Annotated in this window: 19 protein-coding genes; 11 read left to right on the forward strand and 8 right to left on the reverse strand. The window is 70.7% G+C overall.

Annotated features, from left to right (window positions below):
- The first annotated feature begins 115 nt into the window (after nucleotides 1-115).
- From ABH935_RS40480 to ABH935_RS40505, 6 genes are all read left to right on the forward strand, one after another.
- Nucleotides 116-1390, forward strand: a complete 1275-nt coding sequence (locus tag ABH935_RS40480) for a sensor histidine kinase (protein ID WP_370383276.1) — start codon at nucleotides 116-118, stop codon at nucleotides 1388-1390.
- 15 nt (nucleotides 1391-1405) lie between these two features.
- Nucleotides 1406-2047, forward strand: a complete 642-nt coding sequence (locus tag ABH935_RS40485) for a response regulator (RefSeq protein WP_370383277.1) — start codon at nucleotides 1406-1408, stop codon at nucleotides 2045-2047.
- A 28-nt stretch (nucleotides 2048-2075) separates the two neighbouring features.
- A complete protein-coding gene (locus ABH935_RS40490) occupies nucleotides 2076-2807 on the forward strand; it encodes a GNAT family N-acetyltransferase (protein WP_370383278.1) in 732 nt (243 codons plus the stop codon).
- A 186-nt stretch (nucleotides 2808-2993) separates the two neighbouring features.
- A complete protein-coding gene (ccrA, locus tag ABH935_RS40495; protein WP_370383279.1) occupies nucleotides 2994-4343 on the forward strand; it encodes a crotonyl-CoA carboxylase/reductase in 1350 nt (449 codons plus the stop codon).
- A gap of 294 nt (nucleotides 4344-4637) precedes the next feature.
- Nucleotides 4638-8243 carry a hypothetical protein gene (locus tag ABH935_RS40500; RefSeq protein WP_370383280.1) on the forward strand — a complete coding sequence of 1202 codons (3606 nt, stop codon included), beginning with the start codon at nucleotides 4638-4640 and terminating at the stop codon, nucleotides 8241-8243.
- A gap of 273 nt (nucleotides 8244-8516) precedes the next feature.
- Nucleotides 8517-9470, forward strand: coding sequence for a cellulose-binding protein (locus ABH935_RS40505; RefSeq protein WP_370351802.1), 954 nt, complete (start codon nucleotides 8517-8519; stop codon nucleotides 9468-9470).
- A gap of 331 nt (nucleotides 9471-9801) precedes the next feature.
- Here the strand turns inward: ABH935_RS40505 and ABH935_RS40510 are convergent, their stop codons facing one another.
- The gene (locus ABH935_RS40510) at nucleotides 9802-10674 is read right to left on the reverse strand and encodes a hypothetical protein (RefSeq protein WP_370383281.1); all 873 of its coding nucleotides are present in this window, start codon (nucleotides 10672-10674) and stop codon (nucleotides 9802-9804) included.
- A gap of 53 nt (nucleotides 10675-10727) precedes the next feature.
- A complete protein-coding gene (locus tag ABH935_RS40515) occupies nucleotides 10728-11225 on the reverse strand; it encodes a SigE family RNA polymerase sigma factor (protein ID WP_370383282.1) in 498 nt (165 codons plus the stop codon).
- 183 nt (nucleotides 11226-11408) lie between these two features.
- Here ABH935_RS40515 and ABH935_RS40520 point away from each other — a divergent pair, with 183 nt between their 5' ends.
- The gene (locus ABH935_RS40520) at nucleotides 11409-12641 is read left to right on the forward strand and encodes an AI-2E family transporter (protein WP_370383283.1); all 1233 of its coding nucleotides are present in this window, start codon (nucleotides 11409-11411) and stop codon (nucleotides 12639-12641) included.
- Here the strand turns inward: ABH935_RS40520 and ABH935_RS40525 are convergent.
- Together ABH935_RS40525 and ABH935_RS40530 are read right to left on the reverse strand one after the other, a co-directional pair.
- Nucleotides 12592-12912 (reverse strand): DUF2087 domain-containing protein, encoded by a 321-nt coding sequence (locus ABH935_RS40525; RefSeq protein ID WP_370383284.1) that lies wholly within the window; start codon nucleotides 12910-12912, stop codon nucleotides 12592-12594. The two genes, ABH935_RS40520 and ABH935_RS40525, sit on opposite strands and share 50 nt — an antisense overlap.
- A gap of 46 nt (nucleotides 12913-12958) precedes the next feature.
- Nucleotides 12959-13699 (reverse strand): alpha/beta hydrolase, encoded by a 741-nt coding sequence (locus tag ABH935_RS40530; protein ID WP_370383285.1) that lies wholly within the window; start codon nucleotides 13697-13699, stop codon nucleotides 12959-12961.
- Between the two features lie 104 nt (nucleotides 13700-13803).
- Here ABH935_RS40530 and ABH935_RS40535 point away from each other — a divergent pair, with 104 nt between their 5' ends.
- From ABH935_RS40535 to ABH935_RS40550, 4 genes are all read left to right on the forward strand, one after another.
- The gene (locus ABH935_RS40535) at nucleotides 13804-14823 is read left to right on the forward strand and encodes an ABC transporter ATP-binding protein (protein WP_370383286.1); all 1020 of its coding nucleotides are present in this window, start codon (nucleotides 13804-13806) and stop codon (nucleotides 14821-14823) included.
- A gap of 1 nt (nucleotide 14824) precedes the next feature.
- Nucleotides 14825-15814, forward strand: coding sequence for an ABC transporter permease subunit (locus ABH935_RS40540; RefSeq protein ID WP_370383287.1), 990 nt, complete (start codon nucleotides 14825-14827; stop codon nucleotides 15812-15814).
- Between the two features lie 86 nt (nucleotides 15815-15900).
- On the forward strand, nucleotides 15901-16938 hold the full coding sequence (locus tag ABH935_RS40545; RefSeq protein ID WP_370383288.1) for an ABC transporter ATP-binding protein: 1038 nt from the start codon (nucleotides 15901-15903) through the stop codon (nucleotides 16936-16938).
- Entirely contained in the window at nucleotides 16935-17816 is an 882-nt protein-coding gene (locus ABH935_RS40550) for an ABC transporter permease (RefSeq protein WP_370383289.1), read from the forward strand. Before ABH935_RS40545 ends, ABH935_RS40550 begins: the two co-directional genes overlap by 4 nt.
- A 37-nt stretch (nucleotides 17817-17853) precedes the next feature.
- On the opposite strand, the gene cax is transcribed toward ABH935_RS40550, so the two are convergent.
- The 4 genes from cax to ABH935_RS40570 form a co-directional block, all read right to left on the reverse strand.
- A complete protein-coding gene (gene cax / locus ABH935_RS40555) occupies nucleotides 17854-18951 on the reverse strand; it encodes a calcium/proton exchanger (protein ID WP_370383290.1) in 1098 nt (365 codons plus the stop codon).
- A 20-nt stretch (nucleotides 18952-18971) separates the two neighbouring features.
- A complete protein-coding gene (locus ABH935_RS40560) occupies nucleotides 18972-19736 on the reverse strand; it encodes a class I SAM-dependent methyltransferase (RefSeq protein ID WP_370383291.1) in 765 nt (254 codons plus the stop codon).
- Between the two features lie 104 nt (nucleotides 19737-19840).
- The gene (locus ABH935_RS40565) at nucleotides 19841-20158 is read right to left on the reverse strand and encodes a hypothetical protein (RefSeq protein ID WP_370383292.1); all 318 of its coding nucleotides are present in this window, start codon (nucleotides 20156-20158) and stop codon (nucleotides 19841-19843) included.
- A gap of 78 nt (nucleotides 20159-20236) precedes the next feature.
- Entirely contained in the window at nucleotides 20237-22027 is a 1791-nt protein-coding gene (locus ABH935_RS40570; RefSeq protein WP_370383293.1) for a 3-hydroxyacyl-CoA dehydrogenase family protein, read from the reverse strand.
- Nucleotides 22028-22080 lie beyond the last annotated feature (53 nt).

A 22080-nucleotide genomic window follows, 5' to 3' on the forward strand; every position in this document is an offset into this window, starting at 1 on the left:
GGCGGGCCGCCGGATCAGTAGTGCGACCTGGCGGTTCGGGGGTGGGGCCAGCACCACCGCCGAGGTGAGGCAGACCTGATGGACCAGGCTCGACCTGCGCGAATACCGTGAACGCGTGCCGACGACGCGAGAGAACCTGCGAATCCGCTGGGGCCAGGCCGGGTGGGACGCCCTGTTCCTGGTGAGCGGGCTGCCGCTGTGGGCCGGGTCGATGGTGGTCCTGCTGGTCTGGAGCCAGCCGGTGTTGCTGATCGTGAAGGCGGCCGACCCCGGCGCCATCCGCTTCGTGATGTCCGTGGTGGTCGTCCTGGCCGGGGTGCTCGTCGCGGCGCCCTTCCTGACGAGCTGGGAACGCAAACGCTTCCGCACGTTCCGGAGCGTGGAGATCCACCGGGTCGAGACACCGCGGCTGTACCGGGGCGAGTTCCGTCAGACCCTGCGGTCGGAGGCGCTGTGGCGGCAGACGCTCTACCACCTGATAGCCGGCCCGCTGGTCGGACTGGCCGTCGTGGGCCTGACCTTCATGGACCTGCTGGCAGTCGTGGTGGCGGTCAAACTCCCCGCGCACGCGCTGGTCCTCATCGACCCCCGGCACGGCGTCAGCAGCAAGTTCTGGGGTCAGGGTGCTTACATCCTGCTGGCCGGCACCGCCACCTACTTCGCGCCGCGCCTGATCCGCCTGCTCGCCGCCGCCGACCTCGCCGCCGCCCGGCGCCTGCTCGGCCCGAGCGAGACCATCGTGCTGGCGAACCGGGTGCAGACGCTGTCCGACAGCCGCGCCGCCGCGGTCGAGGCCGCCGACGCCGAGCGCCGCCGCATCGAGCGCGATCTGCACGACGGCGCGCAGCAGCGCCTGATGTCGCTGGCCGTGCACCTGGGCATCGCCCGCAAGACGCTCAAAGAACGGGGAGACGTGCCGCCGGACGCGATGAGTGTCATCATCGACGCGCACGAGCAGGTCAAGGACGCGATGGCGGAGATCCGGGACCTGGTGCGCGGCCTGCATCCGGCGGTCCTGGACGACCGGGGCCTGGACGCCGCGCTGTCGGGTGTCGCCGCCCGCTCGGCGGTCCCGGTGCGCCTGACCGTGGGCGCCACCGGTCCGCTGAGCGCGTCGGTGGAGACGGTCGCCTACTTCGTGGTCTCCGAGGCGCTGGCGAACGTGGTCAAGCACTCCCGCGCGAAACAGGCCGCGGTCGACGTCTCCCGACGGCAGGACCACCTCCTGATCCGGGTCACCGACGACGGCGTCGGCGGCGCGGACGCGCAGGGCGGCACCGGCCTGACCGGGCTGGCGCAGCGCGTGGCTTCGGTGGACGGCCGGCTGCGGCTAACATCACCGAGCGGCGGTCCGACTGTCCTGACCGCCGAACTGCCCTGCGGGGTGTGAGTTCCAGGGGGAACCATGCGCGTGGTGATCGCGGACGACTCCGTCCTCATCCGCGCAGGCGTGGTGCGGGTCCTGGAGATCGCCGGGCACGAGGTGGTCGCCGAGACCGGCGACGGGATCACGCTGCTGGCCGCCGTGGAGCGGCACCGGCCGGACGCGGTGGTGGCCGACGTCCGTATGCCCCCGACGTTCAAGGACGAGGGCATCGTCGCCGCCGTGCAGATCCGCGAACGGTTCCCGTCCACGGCCGTCCTGGTCCTGTCCCAGTTCGTCGAGGAGCGCTACGCGACCGACCTGCTGGCCCGCGACACGACGCGGGTCGGCTATCTGCTCAAGGACCGGGTCGCCGACATCGACTCCTTCATCGAGGCTCTGGAGCGCGTGGCGGCCGGCGGCACCGCGCTGGACCCGGAGGTCGTGGCGCAGCTGCTGGTGCGCCGCCCCACGGACCCGCTGGACCGCCTCACTCCGCGCGAGCGAGACGTGCTGGCGCTGATGGCCGAGGGACGCGCGAACGCCGCTATAGCCGACGTGCTGGCGGTCAGTGAGAGTGCCGTGGGCAAGCACATCAACAACATCTTCATGAAGCTGGACCTGCAACCGGATGACCTCGGGCACCGCCGCGTGCTGGCCGTATTGCGATACCTGGCTGCGTGACGCAGAGCGTCCCCATTAGCCTCCGCGCATGGATCTTCAGGCCATCGCCGCAACAGGATGGGGTTTCTCTGAGCGCGCCTCTATAGGCGACTGGGAAGTACGCGCCGCCGGAGGACACACTGCGCGAGCCAACGCGGCGATCCCTCTAGGGGATTCCGGAATGCCGCTTCCCCAGACTCTGGACGCGGTCCGGGAATGGTTCGCAGAGCGCGCTCTCCCCGGCCTTGTGCAGACGATCGACGGCAGTCCGCTAGATAACGAGATCGCCGCCCTCGGCTTCACCGAGACTCTTCGCGCCGCCCTGCGCCAGACCGCGCTATTGGCCCCTGCGTTGGAAACGCTTAGCGGTTCCACGGACTTCAATCGCTCTGCGAAGGTCACTCCAGAACTCCCCGAGGACTACTTCACGGTCTACCGCCGCGGCCTCGGTATCCCCGAGTTCAAGGACATCCTGACCACCGGCGACGCGCTGATCGCCTTCGCGGTGGTGCGCGGCGACAACGGAGAGGCCCTCTCTGTCGGCCGCGTCGCCATTGACACCAGAAGCGGCTATGCGGGGATCGCCGCACTCGCGACAGCGGAAGCCGCACGGCGAGGCGGACTGGCGCGGATCGTATTGCGGGACCTCTTGGGCTTCGCTGCGGAGAACGGTGCAGAGAACACCTACTTGGAAGTCGAAGACGGGAACGCTCCCGCGCTTGCGCTCTATGCGTCCCTCGGTTACACCACCGCGCACCGTTATCACTGCCGCCACCTGTGACGTCAAGATGTTGCAGGGTGATAGGGACCCGGCGGAATCTGTGACAAGGCCCACCTAGCCAGGGTGTTGGCGGAGCGCCATAGTTACCAGTGAGTAGCTCCCGCCCTCACCCAGGGCCGACTGCCGTACTGCCCTCACAGACGGCAAGCACCGGCCCGCGACGCCGCCGACCCCTGGAGGCCGACGATGCAGCAAGAAACAGTAGAGATTCTCGCAGCGATCCAAGCCGGGAACACCCCGGCGGAGGACTTCGCGCACCTGAAGCTTCCCGACTCCTACCGCGCGGTCACCGTCCACGCCGACGAGGCCGAGATGTTCGCGGGGATGGAGAGCCGGGACAAGGACCCGCGGCGGTCGCTCCACGTGGAGGACGTGGCGACGCCGGAGCTGGGTCCGGGCGAGGCCATCGTCGCGGTGATGGCCAGCGCCATCAACTACAACTCGGTGTGGACCTCGATCTTCGAGCCGGTCTCCACCTTCAGTTTCCTCAAGCGCTACGGCAAGGTGTCCGAACTCACCCGCCGCCACGACCTGCCCTACCACGTGATCGGCTCGGACCTGGCCGGCGTCGTACTGCGTACCGGGCCCGGCGTCAACAAGTGGAAGCCGGGCGACGAGGTGGTCGCGCACTGCCTGAGCGTCGAGCTGGAGGACGCCGAGGGCCACGACGACACCATGCTCGACCCGCAGCAGCGGATCTGGGGCTTCGAGACCAACTTCGGCGGCCTGGCGCACCTGGCGCTGGTCAAGGCCAACCAGCTGATGCCCAAGCCGGGCCACCTGACCTGGGAGGAGGCCGCCTCCCCGGGACTGGTCAACTCCACCGCCTACCGCCAGCTGATCTCCAAGAACGGCGCGGCGATGAAGCAGGGCGACGTGGTGCTGATCTGGGGCGCCTCCGGCGGCCTGGGCAGCTACGCGACGCAGATGGCACTGAACGGCGGCGCGATCCCGGTGTGCGTGGTCTCCTCGCCGGACAAGGCGGAGATCTGCCGGGCGATGGGTGCGGACCTCATCATCGACCGCAAGGCCGAGGGCTTCCGCTTCTGGAAGAACGAGACGGAGCAGGACCCGAAGGAGTGGCAGCGCTTCGGCGCGAAGATCAGGGAACTGACCGGCGGCGAGGACCCGGACATCGTCTTCGAGCACCCCGGCCGGGAGACCTTCGGCGCCAGCGTCTACGTCGCCAAGCGCGGGGGCAAGATCGTCACCTGCGCGTCCACCTCCGGCTTCAACCACAGCTACGACAACCGCTATCTGTGGATGAACCTCAAGAGCATCATCGGCTCGCACTTCGCGAACTACCGCGAGGCCTGGGAGGCGAACCGCCTCATCGACAAGGGGATGATCCACCCCACGCTGTCGAAGACCTACGCGCTGGAGGAGACCGGCCAGGCCGCGTACGACGTCCACCAGAACCTGCACCAGGGCAAGGTCGGCGTGCTCTGCCTGGCGCCCGAGGAAGGGCTCGGCGTGCGCGACGCGGCCAAGCGGGAGCGGCTACTGCCCGCGATCAACCGGTTCCGCAACGTCTGATCCGCGCCCCGGGTCACCCCCGGGGCGAGACAGCGCGTCCCGACATCCGAGCGGAGGCGGCATTGCCCGCCTTCGCTCGGTTTTTCGAATTTCGCCGCCACCGACCGTGAGGATCCGGCGACTCAGGGCCACCGCACCGCTGCGGCCTGCACGCCTTCCACAAGGCACTGATTCCCTGGGCGATGTCCGACTTGAGATGGCCTGCGAGATCGGCCTGGTAACATCCGAAGCCTCTATTCATTCCCCGGCCCGACTAGGTGTCATCCGGCCGGAAATCTGACACGATTCACTGTCATGGGACCAGGGCGGCTCGACGAACGCAGCACCGATCGCTACGGCGATCGTGCCGGCGATCGCGGATCCCACGCGCGCCGCGGCGCGAACTCCGCGCAATCCGGCGGTTACCCGCCGCGATCACGCGCGCCCTACGGCGAGTCGTACGAGTCCTACGAGGACGAACCCGGCGGCTACGACAAGCACGACGTCGAGGCCACGTTCTCGGAGATGGAGAAGGAGCTCGACAAGCTCCGCACGGCCCGCGACGAGGCCGTCACCGACACCGAGGACCTGCGCTACCAGATCGAGGTCCTGCGCTCCAAGCTCCACGAGCAGCGCCGACTGGCCGCCCAGCCCCGCTTCGACAACATCTCCGGGCAGGTGGAGCAGATGCTCCGCAACGCCCAGATCCAGGCCGACCAGGTCCGCGCCGCCGCCGAGCGCGAGCTGCGCGAGTCCCGCGCGAAGACCGCGCGCCTGCTGGAGGAGGCCGCGCACCGCTCCGCGGAGCTGGAAGCCGAGTGGCACACCGAGGTCGGCAACCGCCGGCAGTCGCTGGACCGCGAGCTCACCGAGAAGCGGCAGCAGGCCGAGGCTCAGGTCAACGAGATGGCCGCGTGGGCCGAGAAGGTCCGCTCGGACACCGAGGCGCACCGCGGCCGGATCATCGAGGCCGCCCGCGGCGAGGTCGAGGCCGGCCGCGACCGGATAGCGATGGAGACCGCGCAGGCCATCGAGCACGTCCGCATGGAGACCGAGAACATGCGGACCGCGGCGCGCGCCGAGGCCGAGAAGACTCGCGAGGCGGCCCAGGCCGAGGCCGAGCGGGTGCTGAACGCGGCCGGAAGCCAGGCCGCGCAGGCCCAGGAGCACGCCCAGCAGATCCGGGCCACCGCCAAGACCGAGGCCGACGCGTCGGTGAACGCCGCGCGCGCCGAGGCCTCGCGGATGCTGATGGAGGCCGGCGGGCAGGCCGAGCGGATGCGCGCCGAGTCCAACGCCGAGGCGCTGCGGGTGCGGGGCGAGGCGGAGGCAGCGGCGCAGCACCTGCGGGCCGAGTCCGAGGCGGCCGCGCAGCAGGCCCGGCAGGAGGCGGCGAACGACGCCGCGCGGATGCGCGCCGAGGCCCGCTCGGAGGCCGACCAGGTCACCGGCAACGCCGCACGGATCCTGGCCGAGGCCGAGGAGCAGGCGGCGACGCGGCTGGACCAGGTCGCCAGGACCGTCGAGGAACTGATCGCCAAGGGCCAGAGCGACGCCGACGCCACGCGCGCGGCCGCCGAGGAGGACGTGGCCCCGCTGCGCGGCCAGATCGAGGCGCTGCACGCGCAGGCCAGCGAGCTGCACTCGGCGGCGCAGCAGGCGCACGAGGACGCGCACACGGCCGCCGAGCAGCTGCGCGTGGACACCGAGGCCGGTGTCGAGGCGATGCAGAACGCGGCCCGCGAGGAGATGCAGCGGCTGCGCGAGAAGACCCAGGCGCGCATCGACGAGCTGCAGGCCCGGACCGAGGCCGAGACGGCCAAGGCCCGCGACGGGGCGGACCGCTACTCGCAGAACACCCGCGGCGAGGCGGACACCTACGCGACCACGACCCGGACCGAGGCGGACCGCTACGCCGACAACACCCGCAACGCGGTCAACGCCGAGACCGACAAGCTGCGTTCGGACACCGAGGAGTACTCGCGGACGACGCGGCAGGACGCTGATACCTACGCCGCGCAGATCCGGGCGACGACCGACGCCGAGGCCGGCAAGGTCCGCGCGGACGCCGACGGCTACGCGCAGCAGATGCAGCAGGCCGCCGACCAGTACTCGATGCAGACCCGGAACGACGCGGACGCGTACTCCGAGGGCATGCGCGGCGACGCCGACGCGTACGCGGCCAAGACGAGGGCGGACTCCGAGCTCGCCTCGGAGAAGCTCCAGGCCGACACGGACAACTACGCGACCGGGGTCCGGGCCGAGGCGGACGGCTACGCCGCCAAGACCAAGGCCGACGCCGAGCACGCGGCCGACAGGCTGCGGGTCGAGACCGAGAACTACTCGGTCGGCGTGCGGGCCGAGGCGGACGCGTACGCGTCGAAGACGAAGGCGGACTCCGAGCAGGTCGCCGAGAACCTGCGGATCGAGACCGAGAACTACTCCGTGGGCGTGCGGTCCGAGGCGGACGCCTACGCCGCGAAGATCAAGGCTGACGCCGAGCAGGCCGCCGAAAACCTGCGCGCCGAGACCGAGAACTACTCTGCCGGGGTGTGCGGCGAGGCCGACGCCTACGCCGCCAAGACGAAGGCCGACGCCGAGCAGGCCGCCGAGAACCTGCGGATCGAGACCGAGAACTACTCGGCCGGGGTGCGCGGCGAGGCGGACGCGTACGCGGCGCAGACCAAGGCCGACTCCGACCGGGCCGCCGACGAGGTGCGGGCCGAGGCGGAGAAGTACTCGCACACCACGCGTGCGGCGGCCGACGTCTACTCGGCGAAGACGAAGGCCGACGCGGAGCGCGCCGGCGAGGTCGTCCGCGTCGCCGCCGACGACTACGCGAACGCGCTGCGCGCCGAGACCGAGGCGTACGCGGCCAAGACCAAGGCCGACTCCGACCGGGCCGCGGAGGTCACGCGTGCCGAGGCCGACTCCTACGCCGCGCAGACCCGGCAGGCCGCCGAGGCCGCCGGGAACGAGGCCATGGAGGCCGCGCAGGCCGAGGCGCGCAAGATCGGCGAGGAGGGCACGCGCTACGCCGCGGCCGTGCGCGCCGAGGTCGCCGGGATAGTGGAAGAGGCGCAGGCCGCCGCGGACCGGCAGATCGCCGACGCCGAGCGGATCCGCGGCGAGGCCGAGGCGGCTGCCGCGGTGCTCGGGGTGGAGGCCGCCGAGGAGGCGGTGCAGGTCCGGGCCGAGGCGCGCCGGGACGCCGCCGCGATGCGTGCCGAGGCCGAGGCCGCGCTGGCCGAGGCCCGCACCAAGTCGGACACCATGGTGAAGGCCGCGAAGTCGGAGTCCGAGCGCATCCACCACGAGTCGGCGGCGAGCGCCGAGGCGGCGCGGGCGGACGCCGACAAGATCCGCAGCGACGCCCGCGAGGAGGCCGGCCGCAAGCTGGAGGCCTCCGGCCGGGACGCGGACAAGCTGGTCGCGATGGCGCGCTCGGAGGCCGTCAAGGTGCGCGCGGACAGCGAGAACGAGGTCGACCGGATGCTGGCCGCCGCCCGCGAGGAGGCCGCGCGCGTCACCACGACCGCCGAGAACGACGCCGAGCGCGTCACCTCGGGGGCCAAGGCGGACGTCGAGCGCATAAGGCGGACCGCGGACGGCGTGCTGGAAGCCGCCGACAAGAAGGCGCTGGAGACCCGGGAGCAGGCGAACTCCGAGGCCGAGACGGCACTCGCGACGGCGCGGAAGCAGGCTGCTGAGACGGTCGCGGAGGCGCGGGAGCTGGCCGAGCAGCTGGTGTCGCAGGCGAAGGAAGAGACCGAGCAGTTGCGGGCGGACGCCAAGCGCGAGGTCGAGGAGATCGAAGTGCGCAAGCAGGAGATCAAGGCCGAGATGTCGCGGGTGCACGGCGTGCTGGACGCGCTGGCGACATCGGTCTCCGTCCCCGTCGGGCCGCCGTCGGAGGACTGAGACACATCGTGTGCGTTCCGACGCCGCCGCTGCATCATGACTCGCCGCAGGTTCTTGCCCACGGCCCGTGAATCATGATCGTCTAGTGCACTCGATAGGGCGGGTTTGGCGAGTCCGTTTGTTCGATTACGCGGCACCCGGTCGAAGCGAGGCGCGTTTCGTGCCAGGATTCCCCTACACCACCTCCTTCGGTACATACACCTTCACCGCCACTTGTAGATTGTTCACTCACCCCCGGCCCGACGCGGGCCAGTGAATCGCGACAGGGATCTCATGAGCGACATGCATTCGCCGCACGGCTTCGAGCAAGTGCGCCGCGGGTACGACCCGGTCCAGGTCAACGACCGAATCACCAAGCTGATCGCCGAGCGGGACGCGGCGCATTCGCGTTCTTCCTCCATGGAGAAGCGCATCGAGGAACTCCACCTGGAGAACCAGACGGTGCAGGCGCAGCTCGCCGACAGCGAGCCCAGCTACGCCGGTCTCGGCGCGCGCGTGGAGAAGATCCTGCGCCTGGCCGAGGAAGAGGCGAAGGACCTGCGCGAGGAGGCCCGCCGCGCCGCCGACGCGCACCGCGAGCTCGCCGACCAGGCCGCGATGAAGGTCCGCACCGACGCCGAGCAGTACGCCAAGGACCGCAAGGCCAAGGCGGACGAGGAGGCCGTGCGGATCGTCGAGAAGGCCAAGGACGACGCCAACCAGGTCCGCGCCACCGCCGCCAAGGACGCGGCGACCAAGCGCGAGGAGGCCGAGGCGCTCTTCGAGGAGACCCGCGCCAAGGCCGCGGCGGCCGCGACCGACTTCGAGACCAAGCTGGCCAAGCGCCGCGAGCAGTCCGAGCGCGACCTGGCGGCCCGCCAGGCCAAGGCCGAGAAGCGCCTCGCCGAGATCGAGAACCGCGCCGAGCAGCTCCGCCTGGAGGCGGAGAAGATGCGCACCGACGCCGAGCGTCGCGCCCGCTCGACGATCGAGACCGCGCAGCGCCAGGCCGACGACATCATCGCCGACGCCCGCAGCAAGACCGACCGCATCCGCAGCGAGGCCGAGCGCGAGCTCGCGGCCCTGACCCACCGCCGCGACAGCATCAACGCGCAGCTCCACAACGTGCGCGAGATGCTGGCCACCCTGACCGGCGGCGCGGTGAACGTCAACGCCCTGGCCGCCCTCGGCGAGGCCGAGGACGAGCTGGAGGCGGCCGACGAGGCTTCGATCCCGGCGCAGCGCTAGCGCTGAGGCACGACCGGCAGCCCCGCCGAGTGATCGGCGGGGCTGGTTCGCGGTTGGGGGCGGGGAGATCTGGCTCGGCTGGGCCCGGCAGACCGCCGGCGCTGGTTCGCGGCTGAGGCTTGGCTGAATCGGGCAGCGGCGCGGCGGTCGGCATGACTTGCCCGGCGGTGCCGAGCAGGTTGCCGGAGCCGGTTCGCTTGAGGTCTGCGTGCCGCGACAGGCTGGCGCACCTCGTCCCCCGAGCTCCTCTCGCTGATCTCACGAGCGCGCCCCGGACCCTCTGGGTGGGTCCGGGGCGCTTTTTCGTGCCGGTGTCAGGTCGGTGCTCGCCTCAGTGCTTCGTGGGGTTCGGCGCCGAGTTGTCCCAGCTGCCGATCTTCACGCCCTGCGCGTCGTACTCGTCGAAGGCGATGGACGGGGTGATCCCCGACGCCGGGATGAGGAAGATCGCCGAGTCCGGGGCACCGGGCGCCGGCACGGTGGCGATGGTGAGCGGCGCCGCGCCGCCGACGCGGGCGACGATCTTCACGACGTCGGCCCGCACGGTGCCGATGGCCACGTTCCCGGCGCCGCCCTGGATGTCGTACTGCATCTCCTCCAGCATGTAGTTCCCAGGCGCGGAGCCCGGAAGGCAGTAGAGCAGGCGGTCGCCGAGACTCGGGTCGGGCATCCGGCCGTCCTCGCTGACGATGAGCTTGAGGCACTGGTCGTTCGCGGTCAGGGCGTTGTTGCCGCCGGATGCCACGCCGGAGATCGACCAGTGCTTGCCCTCGATCACGCCGGATCCGAGGAGCGTCGGGTGGGTCGGCAGGGAGCCGGCCCGGTTCGTCTTGGCCGGAGGGGCGCTTTCGTGGGCCTTGTTCTCTGCCTCCGCCTTCGTCTTGGCGTCGGTGCGCGATGGGGCGACGACACCGGGAGTGGTGCCCTTGCCGCCCGAGCCTGTGCCAGTACCAGTGCCCGAGCCCGTCTTACCGGTCGCGCTCGTCACGGCCGCCTTGTCGGGCCCCGCGGCGATCGCCGTGGCGGCCAGCGGCACCGCGGCGACGATCACCAGCGCCCCGCCCGCGACGGCGCTGCGCCGCCCGACGACGCGCCGGCGTCCGGCGATGACGATGGCGTCGGTCGGCGCCGAGGTCCGGCCGCGGTCGGCGACCGCGGGGGTGAGCAGCTCGCGCAGCGCGGAGCCGTCGAAATCTTCCTGCATGGTGTCCCGTCTTCTGTGAATGGTGTCCGGTTGGGTGGGTTGGTCGGTGTGAGTCAGCGCGACGCCAGCACCGAGGCGTGCGTCCGCAGCTTCGCCAGCGCCTTCGAGGCCTGGCTCTTCACGGTGCCGACCGAACAGCCGAGGATCTGCGCCGTCTGCGCTTCGCTGTAGTCCTCCCAGTACCGCAGCACCACGACTTCCCGCTGCCGCTTGGGGAGCGACGCCAGCGCGGCCAGCAGCCCGGCCCGCTGATCGACCCGCGAGGTCGCGTCGCCGCCCCCGCGCTCGGGCGGCGCAGCCGTCAGGTCCTCCACAACCCGCCGCCTCCGGAAGCGGTTCTTGTTCTGGTTGATCAGGATCCTCATGGTGTAGGCGTCCATGTTCTCCGCGCCGCGCACCCGCGACCACGAGGCGAACACCCGCACCAGAGCCGTCTGCGCCAGGTCCTCGGCGTGCCCGGCGTCCCCCGTGAGCAGCACCGCGGCCTGCACCAGCCAGGTCCAGCGACCGGTCACATACTCGCGGAACTCTGCTTCGTCCTCGACTCTCATCGGCACCTCCTTCCGACCATGCAGACCCGGCGGATGTCCGGGAGAGTTGCCCGGCGCTCGAAAAGTCGCGCGGGGACCGCGCAACCCCAACACCGCCCCAACCCCCGCCGAACATCAGCCCCCAGCACGCCGCCCCCGCTCCGCCGTCGGCGCCGCGACGCGCGGCTCATCTAAACTCGCTCCATGACCGCCGCCGATGAGGGTCCCGCCGAGCCCGCCAGCAGTGCGCCAGGCACGCCAGGCGCGCAGGGCGCGTCGGAGGCGTCGGGCTCGTCAAGCTCGTCGGGCGCGTCGGCGTTCAGGCCGGCCCTGACGCGGACCCCGCCCTTCGCGATCGGTCTCGTCGGCGGGTTCGGCGTGCTGGGCGCCTACTACCTGGGCAAGACCCTGACCAACGTCATCGACATCATCGTCATGATCACCATGGCGCTGGTGCTGGCCGCCGGCCTCAACCCGTTCGTGGAGATGCTCACGTCCCGGGGCTTCCACCGGCGCTGGGCCGTGACGATAGTCGCCCTCGCCGCGCTGGCCCTGTTCGCCGGCTTCATCTTCGTCATCGCCAAGCCGCTGGCGGATCAGACCTCGTCGCTGGTGCACAACGGCGTCCCCGACGGGCTGAAGAAGCTCCAGGAGAACTCCACGATCCAGCGGCTGGACAAGAAGTACCACATCATCACGAAGCTGCAGAACTGGTTCAGCACCGCCGATACCACCAAGACGCTGGCCGGCGGCGCCTTCGGCTTCGGCAAGGCGGTGCTCACCAGCGTCTTCAAGGCGTTCACGATCCTGATGCTGACGCTGTACTTCCTGGGCTCGCTGCCGGCCATGACCTCCGGCGGGCTCAAGCTCGTCCCGCGTTCCCGCCGGGAGCGCGCCGCGGACCTCACCGACCGGGTCCTGAACCGGGTCGGCGGCTACGTCTCCGGCGCCCTGGTCGTCTCCACCTGCGCCACGCTCGCCAGCTGGCTCACGATGTCCGTGATCGGCGTGCGCTTCGCGCTGCCGCTGGCGCTGCTCGTCGGCCTCACCGACCTGATCCCCATCATCGGGGCCACCTTCGGCGCGTTCATCGCCTGCGCCGTGATCCTGCTGCTGGACTCCCCGTTCAAGGCGCTCGCGGCCCTGATCTTCTTCGTCCTCTACCAGCAGCTCGAAAACTACCTGATCTACCCGCGCGTGATGTCCCGGACCGTCGACCTGCCGCCGGCGGTCGCGGTGATAGCGGCCCTGGCCGGCTACACCATCCTGGGCGTCTCCGGCGCGCTGCTGTTCATCCCGCTGACCGCCGGGCTGCTGGTGATCGTGCGGCAGGTCGTGCTGCCGGCGCAGGACCGGGATCCGGACGCCGCGCCGCCGAGCGCCCCGCCTACGCCGGGACCGGAAGCCGATACTCCCGTCCAGCCTGATCCCGTATGAGGTGCCGGCTCTCGACGAGGTAGCGGCGCAGCGCGACGTAGTCGTCGAAGACCGGCATCAGCGCCGCGTTGACTTCCTGCTCGTTGTAAGCACGCCCCGGCTCGAAGGCCCGGGAGGCGATGTGCTTCAGCAGCCGGTCGCGCAGGTCCTGGCTGCGGCCACGCAACGACGGCATCTGTACCACGCGACCGTGGCTGTAACACTGGATGATCTGCGGATCGGCGCTTCCCGACCCTCGGTCGGCAGCCTGGCGTTGGCGTGATTCGTCCATGCCTCGATACTCACGACCGGGGCCGTCCAAGCCAACCGAATATCCGCTACTCGGCGAACGTCTCGAACTCCCCGTCCCACGTCGTCGCCAGCGGATACGCCGCCGGATTCACCCGCTTCACGATCTCGTTGTGCACACGCTGGACGTACTTCTCCCCCACCCACAGATGCTTCGCGCCGTCCACGCCGATCACCTCAGCCTGGGGAATGCGCGCGAACCGCTCACGAGCCTCATCAGGCCGCAGATAGTCGTCGAACTCCGGCACCAGCACCACGACCGGTTTCCCGGACGCCGCCCACCGGTCCAGATCCTCCGGCCGCGAATACCGCAGCGGCGGCGAGAGCAGGATCAAGCCGTCCACCGTCGGATCGTCGCCGTACATCAGCGCCAGATCGGTCCCGAACGACCAGCCGACCAGCCACCGGTTCGGCAGGTCCTCGAAGTCCGCGAACTCGATCGCGGCCTGCACGTCGAACCGCTCCCCGACCGCCTCGTCGAACTCGCCCTGGCTCCGGCCGGCCGGCGAGACCGTGCCGCGGGTGTTGAAGCGCAGCACCGCCAGGTCCGCCAGCGCCGGAAGCCGCCAGGCGGCCTTGCGGTAGACGTGGCTGTCCATGAAGCCGCCGTGCGTCGGCAGCGGGTGCAGCGTGACCAGGGTCCCGGCCGGCGTGCGGCCGCCCGGCGGCAGCGCCAGCTCGCCGACCAGCTCCAGGCCGTCGGCGGTGGTCAGGGTCACCGGCCTGCGCTCGGCCGGCAGGATCGTGGTGGCGCGGATCTCGGTGCTCATCGTGATCCACGGTACCGCCCCCTACTAAGGGCTAATACCGGACCCGGCAACGAAAGACCTAAGGCCGACGACGGACCCACCTCAACCCCGATACGGTCTATCGCATGATCGAAGCTACAGGGCTCACCAAGCAGTACGGCGACAAGAAAGCCGTAGACGGCTTGACGTTCACCGTGCGTCCGGGGGTGGTGACCGGCTTCCTCGGTCCGAACGGCGCCGGAAAGTCGACGACCATGCGGATGATCCTGGGGCTGGACGCGCCGTCGTCCGGCACGGTCACCGTCAACGGCCGCCCCTACGTCAAGGCCGTGGCCCCGATGCGCGAGGTCGGCGCGTTGCTGGACGCCAAGGCCATCCACGGCGGCCGCACCGCCTACAACCACCTGCTGTGCCTGGCGCAGTCCAACCACCTGCCGGCCCGCCGGGTCGACGAGGTGCTGGAGCTGACCGGGCTGCGCGAGGTCGCCAAGAAGCGCTCCGGCGGCTTCTCCCTGGGCATGGGCCAGCGGCTGGGGATCGCCGCCGCCCTGCTCGGCGACCCCCGGGTGCTGATGTTCGACGAGCCGGTCAACGGCCTGGACCCGGACGGCATCCGCTGGATCCGTGAGTTCATGCGCAAGCTGGCCTCCGAGGGCCGGACGGTCTTCGTCTCCTCGCACCTGATGTCCGAGATGGAGCACACCGCCGACCACCTGATCGTGATCGGCCGCGGCAAGCTGCAGGCGGACTGCTCGGTGAAGGAGTTCATCGAGCGCAACTCCGAGCAGACCGTCACGGTGCGCACCCCGGACCCGATGAAGCTGATGCAGCTGCTCGCGGGCAACGGCGCGCGGGTGACCAACGACGCCAGCGGCCTGATCACGGTGCGCGGTGCCAGCCCGCAGCAGATCGGCGACCTGGCCTACGACAACCAGATCCGGGTGCACGAGCTCGCGCCGCACCAGGCCTCGCTGGAAGAGGCCTTCATGGAGATGACCAAGGACGACGTGGAGTACCGCGCGGTCGGCGTCGGACAGCAGGGCCCCGGCGGTCCCGGTGCGCCCGGCGGACCCGGCGCACCGGGCGGACCGGGCGGACCGCAGAACCCGTACGCCGCCCCCGGCCAGATGATCGGAGCCCGTTGAGATGAGCACCCCCTCGCAGATCGGGCAGCCGCAGCATCCCGGATACGCCGCCCCGGGCCAGCAGGTACCGCAGAACCCGAACTTCGGTGGCCAGTACGGCGTGCCCGGGCAGCCGGGTCAGCCCGGCCAGCCGAACCAGTACGCCCCGCAGGGCGGGCCCGGCTTCGCCCCGAACCAGCAATACCAGCAATACCAGCAGCCGGCCTTCGCCGGCCCCGACCCCTTCCCGCAGGCGAAGGCCACGTTCGGCACCGCCCTGCGCTCGGAGTGGACGAAGATCCGCACCGTCCGCTCCACCTTCTGGACGCTGCTGATCACCGCGGTCATCACCATCGGCCTGGGGTCGCTGATCGCCGCGGGCTCCTCCAGCCACCCCTCCCCGGACGACGACCTGACCGCGAACTCGATGTCCGGCCTGTTCTTCGGGCAGCTGGTGATCGTGGTGTTCGGCGCGATGGCGATCACCGCCGAGTACAGCACCGGCATGATCCGCACCTCGCTGACCAGCCAGCCGCGGCGCGGCACGCTGCTGTGGGCCAAGGCCGTGATCGTCGCGGCCGTGGCGCTGGTGATCGGGCTGATCTGCTCGTTCGCGTCGTTCTTCATCGCCTCGGCCATCTACTCCGGGCACCACATCCAGGTCAGCCTGTCCGACCCCGGCGTGCTGCGCGCGGTGATCGGCGGCGGCCTGTACATGGCCGTCACCGCCCTGCTGGCGTTCGGCCTCGGCGCCCTGCTGCGGCACACGGCCGGCGCCATCACCACCGGGGTCGGCCTGCTGTTCATCCTGTTCATCCTGGTGCAGTTCCTGCCGGGCAACTGGAAGCACGACATCGGCAAGTGGATCCCGTTCAACGCCGGGCTGCAGATCATCACGACCAAGCCACAGACCGACATGCTCTCGCCCTGGGCCGGATTCGGGGTGTTCGCGGCCTATGCGGCCATCGCGTTGATCGGTGGCGCGATCGTGATGCGCAGCAGGGACGCTTAGGGGCTGCATCTCCAGACCTTTTCCGTAAGCTTCGACACGGAGCCAGGGCACGCTGGCTCCGTCTCGTGCTGTCTGAGGGGGCCGCCGTGATCGAAGTGCACGACCTGTCCAAGCGGTACGGCGACAAAGTCGCCGTGGACCACTTGACGTTCGCCGTGGAACCGGGCCACATCACGGGCTTCCTGGGCCCGAACGGGGCCGGCAAGTCCACCACGATGCGACTGATCCTGGGCTTGGACCGCCCGCAGTCGGGCACCGCCACCATCGACGGGGTCCCGTACGCGGACCTGCGCGAACCGCTGCGCAAAGTGGGAGCACTGCTGGAGGCGCGCGCCGTCCACACCGGCCGCTCCGCCTACAACCACCTGTGGTGCCTGGCGCAGAGCCAGGGCCTGCCGCGCAAGCGCGTGGACGAGGCGCTGGCCCTGGTCGGCCTGACCGAGGTGGCACGCAAGCGGGCCGGGGGCTTCTCGCTGGGCATGGGCCAGCGCCTGGGCATCGCCGCCGCGCTGCTCGGCGACCCGCAGGTGCTGATCCTGGACGAGCCGGTCAACGGGCTGGACCCGGAGGGCGTGCTCTGGATCAGGAACCTGATGAAGTCGCTGGCCGCCGCGGGCAAGACCATCTTCGTCTCCTCGCACCTGATGAGCGAGATGGCGCAGACCGCCGACCACCTGGTGGTGATCGGGCGCGGGCAGCTGATCGCGGACGAGTCGGTGGACGCGTTCATCGCGCGCTCCTCCGAGCGCTCGGTCCTGGTCCGCACCCCGCAGCCGGCGCAACTGGCCAAGGAATTGGAGCGGGCCGCCGTCCCGGCGCAAAGCGACGGCTCCGGCGAAGGCGAAGGTGCGGTCACGGTGGCCACCGCCGACGACGGCGCCCTGATCGTCCGCGGCATGGAGGCCGCCGAGATCGGCGAGAAGGCGGCCGCGGCGCGCGTCGTCCTGCACGAACTCACCCCGCAACGGGCCTCGCTGGAGGAGGCGTTCATGGAGCTGACGCGCGGCTCTGTCGAGTACCACGTCGGAACGGATCAGCATGCTGACGGCGTCCCGGTCCAGGCGCAGGGCACGCCGCCGGCCGCCGCGACCGATCAGACTTCCGAGAGCGAGGTCGCCGAATGACCGCCACGACCACCGGCGCCGCCACCCCGGGCGGCCCGACCGGCCCGACCGGCCCGGCCGGCCCGGTCTCCGCGAACGAGGGCCGCAGCTCGGGCGCCGCGTTCCCGCGCCTGCTGGCGATGGAGTGGACGAAGTTCCGCAGCGTGCGCTCGACGGTGTGGTCGCTGCTCGCCTTCGTGGTCCTGGCGCTCGGCCTGGCCGCGCTGATCACGGCGTTGACGGTGAACAGCTGGGACAAGGCGGACCCCGACCAGAAGGCCTCGTGGCTGCGCGACCCGACCGGTAACATCCTCGGCTCCGGCTTCTTCCTGGGCCAGCTGGCGATCTGCGTCCTGGGCGTGATGGTGATCACTTCGGAGTACTCCACCGGCATGATCCGGGCTTCTCTGCTCGCCGTGCCGAGACGCACTCCGATGCTCGCGGCCAAGTCGGTGGTCTTCGCCGTGGTGACGTTCGTGGTCACCGAGATCGTGTCCTTCGGGGCGTTCTTCATCGCGGCCCCGATCCTGCACAGCAAGGTCCAGGTGAGCCTGGGCGACAAGGGCGTCCTGCGCGCCCTGGTCGGAGCCGGCCTCTACCTGACGATGCTCGGCCTGTTCGCGATGGCGATCGGCGCCCTGATCCGGCACACCGCGGGCGCCATCACCGGCGTCATCGGCTTCGTGCTGGTGCTGGCACCGCTGGCACAGCTCCTGCCGGGTTCGGTGGGCAAGCACATTCACGCGTACCTGCCGACTGAGGCCGGGCACCTGGTCGCCCAGTCGGCACCGGGACCGAAGGACCTGCTGTCCGCCTGGCAGGGCTACGGAGTCTTCGCGCTGTGGACCGCACTGTTGTTGGTCGCCGCCGAGTGGATGCTGAAGCGGCGCGACGCCTGAGAATCGTCAACCCCCGGGGGTGGGGCGATCGACCACCTCACCCCCACCAGAAAGCCGTCGCGATCAAGACGTAAAGCCCGATCATCGCCGAGCCCTCCAACCAGTCGGACTCCCCGTCCGAGATCAGGTAGAGCACCGCCACCGTCGCGATCCCGACCGTCGTGACCAGCATCGGGTTGAACACCAGCGTGAACGCCGGACCGCCGATCACCGGCGACAGCAGCACCAGCGCCGGGGCGAGCACCAGCGCGATCTGCAGCGGACTGTTCAGCACCACCGACAACGCGTGGTCGGTGCGGTTCTGCCACGCCAGCTTCACTCCGACCGCGTTCTCCACGGCGTTGCCGGCCAGCGCCACGATCACCAGGCCGGAGAAGGCCTGCGAGATGTGCAGGGAGTGCATCGCCGGGGTCAGGGCATTGACGAACTGGTCCGAGACGTAGGCGGCGCCCATGGCGGCCACGACCAGGACCCCGACCGCCAGCCACAGCGGCCACGGATTGTCCGCGTCGATCTCCTGCTTCACCTCCGCGGCCTCCTCGGCGGCGGTCGGCTCCAGATCGCGCCGCAGGCTCACCGGGATCGACAGCGCGAAGACCGCCAGCAGCACCACCGCCGTGACCCGCGCCAGCGCGACCTCGTGCCCGGCGGCCGGGGAGTGGATGTAGGCGGCGAGGCTGGGGATCAGCATCGAGGCCACAGACAGGATCATCAGGCCCATGATGAGCCGGGCTCGCTGGATCGAGAACCGCAGGACGCCGTGCCGCGCGCTGCCCACCACGAACGAGAGCCCCAGGACCAGCAGCAGGTTCGCCATGATCGAGCCGATGATCGCCGAGCTCACCACCGTGGTCAGCCCGGCCCGCAGCGCGAAGACGGACACGAACAGCTCCGGCAGGTTCCCCAGCGCCCCCTGCAGCACGCCGACCGCCCCGGCACCGAGCCGGTCGGCCAGGTGGTCCACCGCGCGTCCGACCATCGCCGCCACCAGCGTGACGGCGACCGCCGTGATCAGGAACGGGGCCAGGGAGCCGGACGTCACGAGTGCCGAGCCCAGAACCGCGAGCCCGGTCAGGCCGAACAGGATCAGATCCGACCGGGAGAAGACTCGTGAGGCCCCCGTGAGTGCGGTCATGCCGGGGACTATAGGGGATCTCAGGCCTCGGGCTTGCGAGCCTCGATCAGGAACCGCCGCGAGTACCCCACGAACGACCCCTCGCGCTCGATGTGCTCGTGCAGGCGCACCAGGTCGTCGCGGTACTTCTCGACGGTGAAGTCCGGAACGAACCAGATCACCTTGCGCAGGAAGTAGACCATCGCGCCGACGTCGAAGAACTCCATCTTCAGCTCGGCCTCCTGCAGGCTCACGAGTTCGAGCCCGTTCTTGGCCACCTCCTGACGCGCCAGGGCCGGCTCGCGGAAGCTCTTGCCGGTGGGCTTGGGACCGAGGAACCACTCGTAGACCTCGTGGCCGCTGTCCGGACCGATGTGCTGCGAGAAGTAGGTGCCGCCGGGGGCCAGCACGCGGGCGATCTCCCGCCAGTGCGCCATCACCGGGTGCCGACTGGTGACCAGGTCGAAGCTGCCGTCGGCGAACGGCAGCGGCGGCTCGTCCTCGTCGGCGACGATGACCACGCCCTTGGCCCGCAGGTTCGCCTGCGCGACCGCGATGTTCGGCGGCCAGCCCTCGGTGGCGACCGTGGCGCCGGACGCGCGCTGCGGCACCCCGGCCAGCACCTCGCCGCCGCCGGTCTGGATGTCCAGGTGCAGGTGCGCGCGGCCGATGCGCTCACCCATCTGCCGCTGGTAGCCCCAGGGCGGGCGCTCCTCGGTGGCGCGGCCGTCGAGCCAGGAGAAGTCCCAGCCGCTGACGTCGACCGCGTCGGCCTCCGCGATCAGTTCCTCGAATGTGCGGTCCATGGCGGAAATGATCGCGGGTCAGTGCGCCCCGCGCCACGACAACGGCGTGTCCGCGCCCTGACTTTGTCGAAGCGTTACCTCGGACGGCGACGCCGCGCGCCGCGCTATCTGGCGCGGCGCCGCGAACGCGCGTTCCAGCAGGGCGTGTGCCAGTGCCGCCGGTCGTGGATGCCCTGGCCGAGGTCCTTCGGCCAGGCCACGACGTGCGGCACCCCGGCGCGGATCTCCTGGTCGCACCCGGGGCACCGGTACACCTTCTGCGCCGCCTGTCCCCGGATGCCACGCACGGCCCAGTCCCGGCCGTCGGGCCCGGACTCGATCCGGTCGTAGCCCAGGACCCGCGAGGCCATCCGCGCGGACGCGCCGTCCTGCTCGTCGTCGGGGACGTCGGAGCGGCGGGGCGGGCGGCGGCGCGGGCTCATGACACAAGGGTAATCAGAGCGCGCGCCGTGCTCGGCCGTGCGGGTCCCATGTCAACCGGATATTCGGCGCCGACCGGGTCAGCGGGAGCTGTAGTCCCGGAACCCGCGCCCTGCCTTGCGTCCCAGGTATCCCGCGGTCACCAGGTGTTCCAGCAGCGGCGCCGGGGCGAACCCGGGCTCGCGGAACTCCAGGTACAGCACGCGCTGGATGGCCAGCGAGACGTCCAGGCCCACGACGTCCAGCAGTTCGAACGGCCCCATCGGGTATCCGCAGCCGCGCTTCATCGCGGTGTCGATGTCGTCGGCGGTCGCGTAGTGCGCTTCCAGCATCTTCACGGCGTCGTTCAGGTACGGGAACAGCAGCGCGTTCACGATGAAGCCCGCGCGGTCGCCGCAGTCCACCGCGACCTTGCCCAGCTTCTCGCACACCGCGTGGACGGTGGCGACCACGTCGTCCGCGGTCGTCACCGTGCGCACCACCTCGACCAGCTTCATCACCGGCGCCGGGTTGAAAAAGTGCACGCCGACCACGTCGGCCGGGCGCCGCGTGGCCATCGCGCACTCGATGACCGGCAGCGAGGAGGTCGTGGTGGCCAGGATCGCGCCGGGCTTGCACAGCTCGTCGAAGTTGGCGAACAGCGCGCGCTTGACCTCGACGTCCTCCACGACCGCCTCGACGACCAGGTCGCAGTCGGAGAGCTCGGCCAGGTCGACGGCGCCGTGCAGCCGGGCCAGCGCGGCGTCCCGGTCCGGCTCGGCCAGCTTGCCGCGCTGCACCGCCTTCTCCAGCGAGCGCGCGATCGCCGCGCGCGCGGCGTCCACCTTGGCCGAGGACCTGGCGACCAGCACGGTCTCGTAGCCGGCCTTGACACAGACCTCTGCGATGCCGTTGGCCATCGTGCCGGAGCCGACGACGCCGATCCGCCGCACCTCGCGGACCTGGTCGCCGTGCCGGCCCGGGCCGCCGGCGCCCGGGGTCTGCTCGTCGTCGACCACCACCGGCGAGTCAGCGCCCTCATACGTGTAGAACCCGCGGCCGGTCTTGCGCCCGAGCAGCCCCGCGGTCGCCATCTGCTTCAGGATCGGCGCCGGGGCGTGCAGCCGGTCGCGCGACTGCCGGTACATCGTGTCCAGGATCTCGTAGGCGGTGTCGATCCCGATCAGGTCCAGGAGCGCCAGCGGGCCCATCGGCAGACCGCAGCCGAGCTTCATGGCGGTGTCGATGTCCTCGCGGGTGGCGTACTTCTGCTCGTACATCGCCACCGCGTGGTTCAGGTAGCCGAACAGCAGCGCGTTGGCGATGAAGCCGGCCCGGTCGCCGCAGGTGACGTCGTCCTTGCCGAGCCGGCGCACCAGCGCCTCGACGTCGTCGACCACCTCGGGGTCGGTGACCACCGTGCGCACCACCTCGGCCAGCTTCATGACCGTGGCCGGGTTGAAGAAGTGCACGCCGACCACGCGCGAGGGGCGTGCGGTCGCCACCGAGATCTCGGTCACCGACAGCGCCGAGGTGTTGGTGGCCAGCACCGTCTCCGGCGGACAGACGGCGTCCAGCCGCTGGAAGACCGAACGCTTGAGCGCCAGGTCCTCCGGCACCGCCTCGACGACCAGCTCGGCGGCGGCCAGGTCGTCCAGGCTGGTGCTGAACGTGACGCGGTCCTGCAGCTCCGCGGCCTCGGCGTCGGTCAGCTTCCCGCGCTTGACCGCGCGCGCCACGGAGGACTGCAGGTGGCCCCGGCCCCGGGCCAGCCCGGCGTCGTCGACCTCGACCCCGATGACCTTGATCCCGTTGCGGGCCATGACTTCGGCGATGCCGGCGCCCATCGTGCCCAGGCCGACGACGCCGATGGTGGTGAACTCGCGGGGCATGGGTATCCGTCTCCTTGAGTTTCGGTGACTCGCAGCTACTAGAGGGATGGAGT

The sequence above is a fragment of the Catenulispora sp. GAS73 genome (assembly GCF_041262085.1).
Lineage (GTDB): Bacteria > Actinomycetota > Actinomycetes > Streptomycetales > Catenulisporaceae > Catenulispora.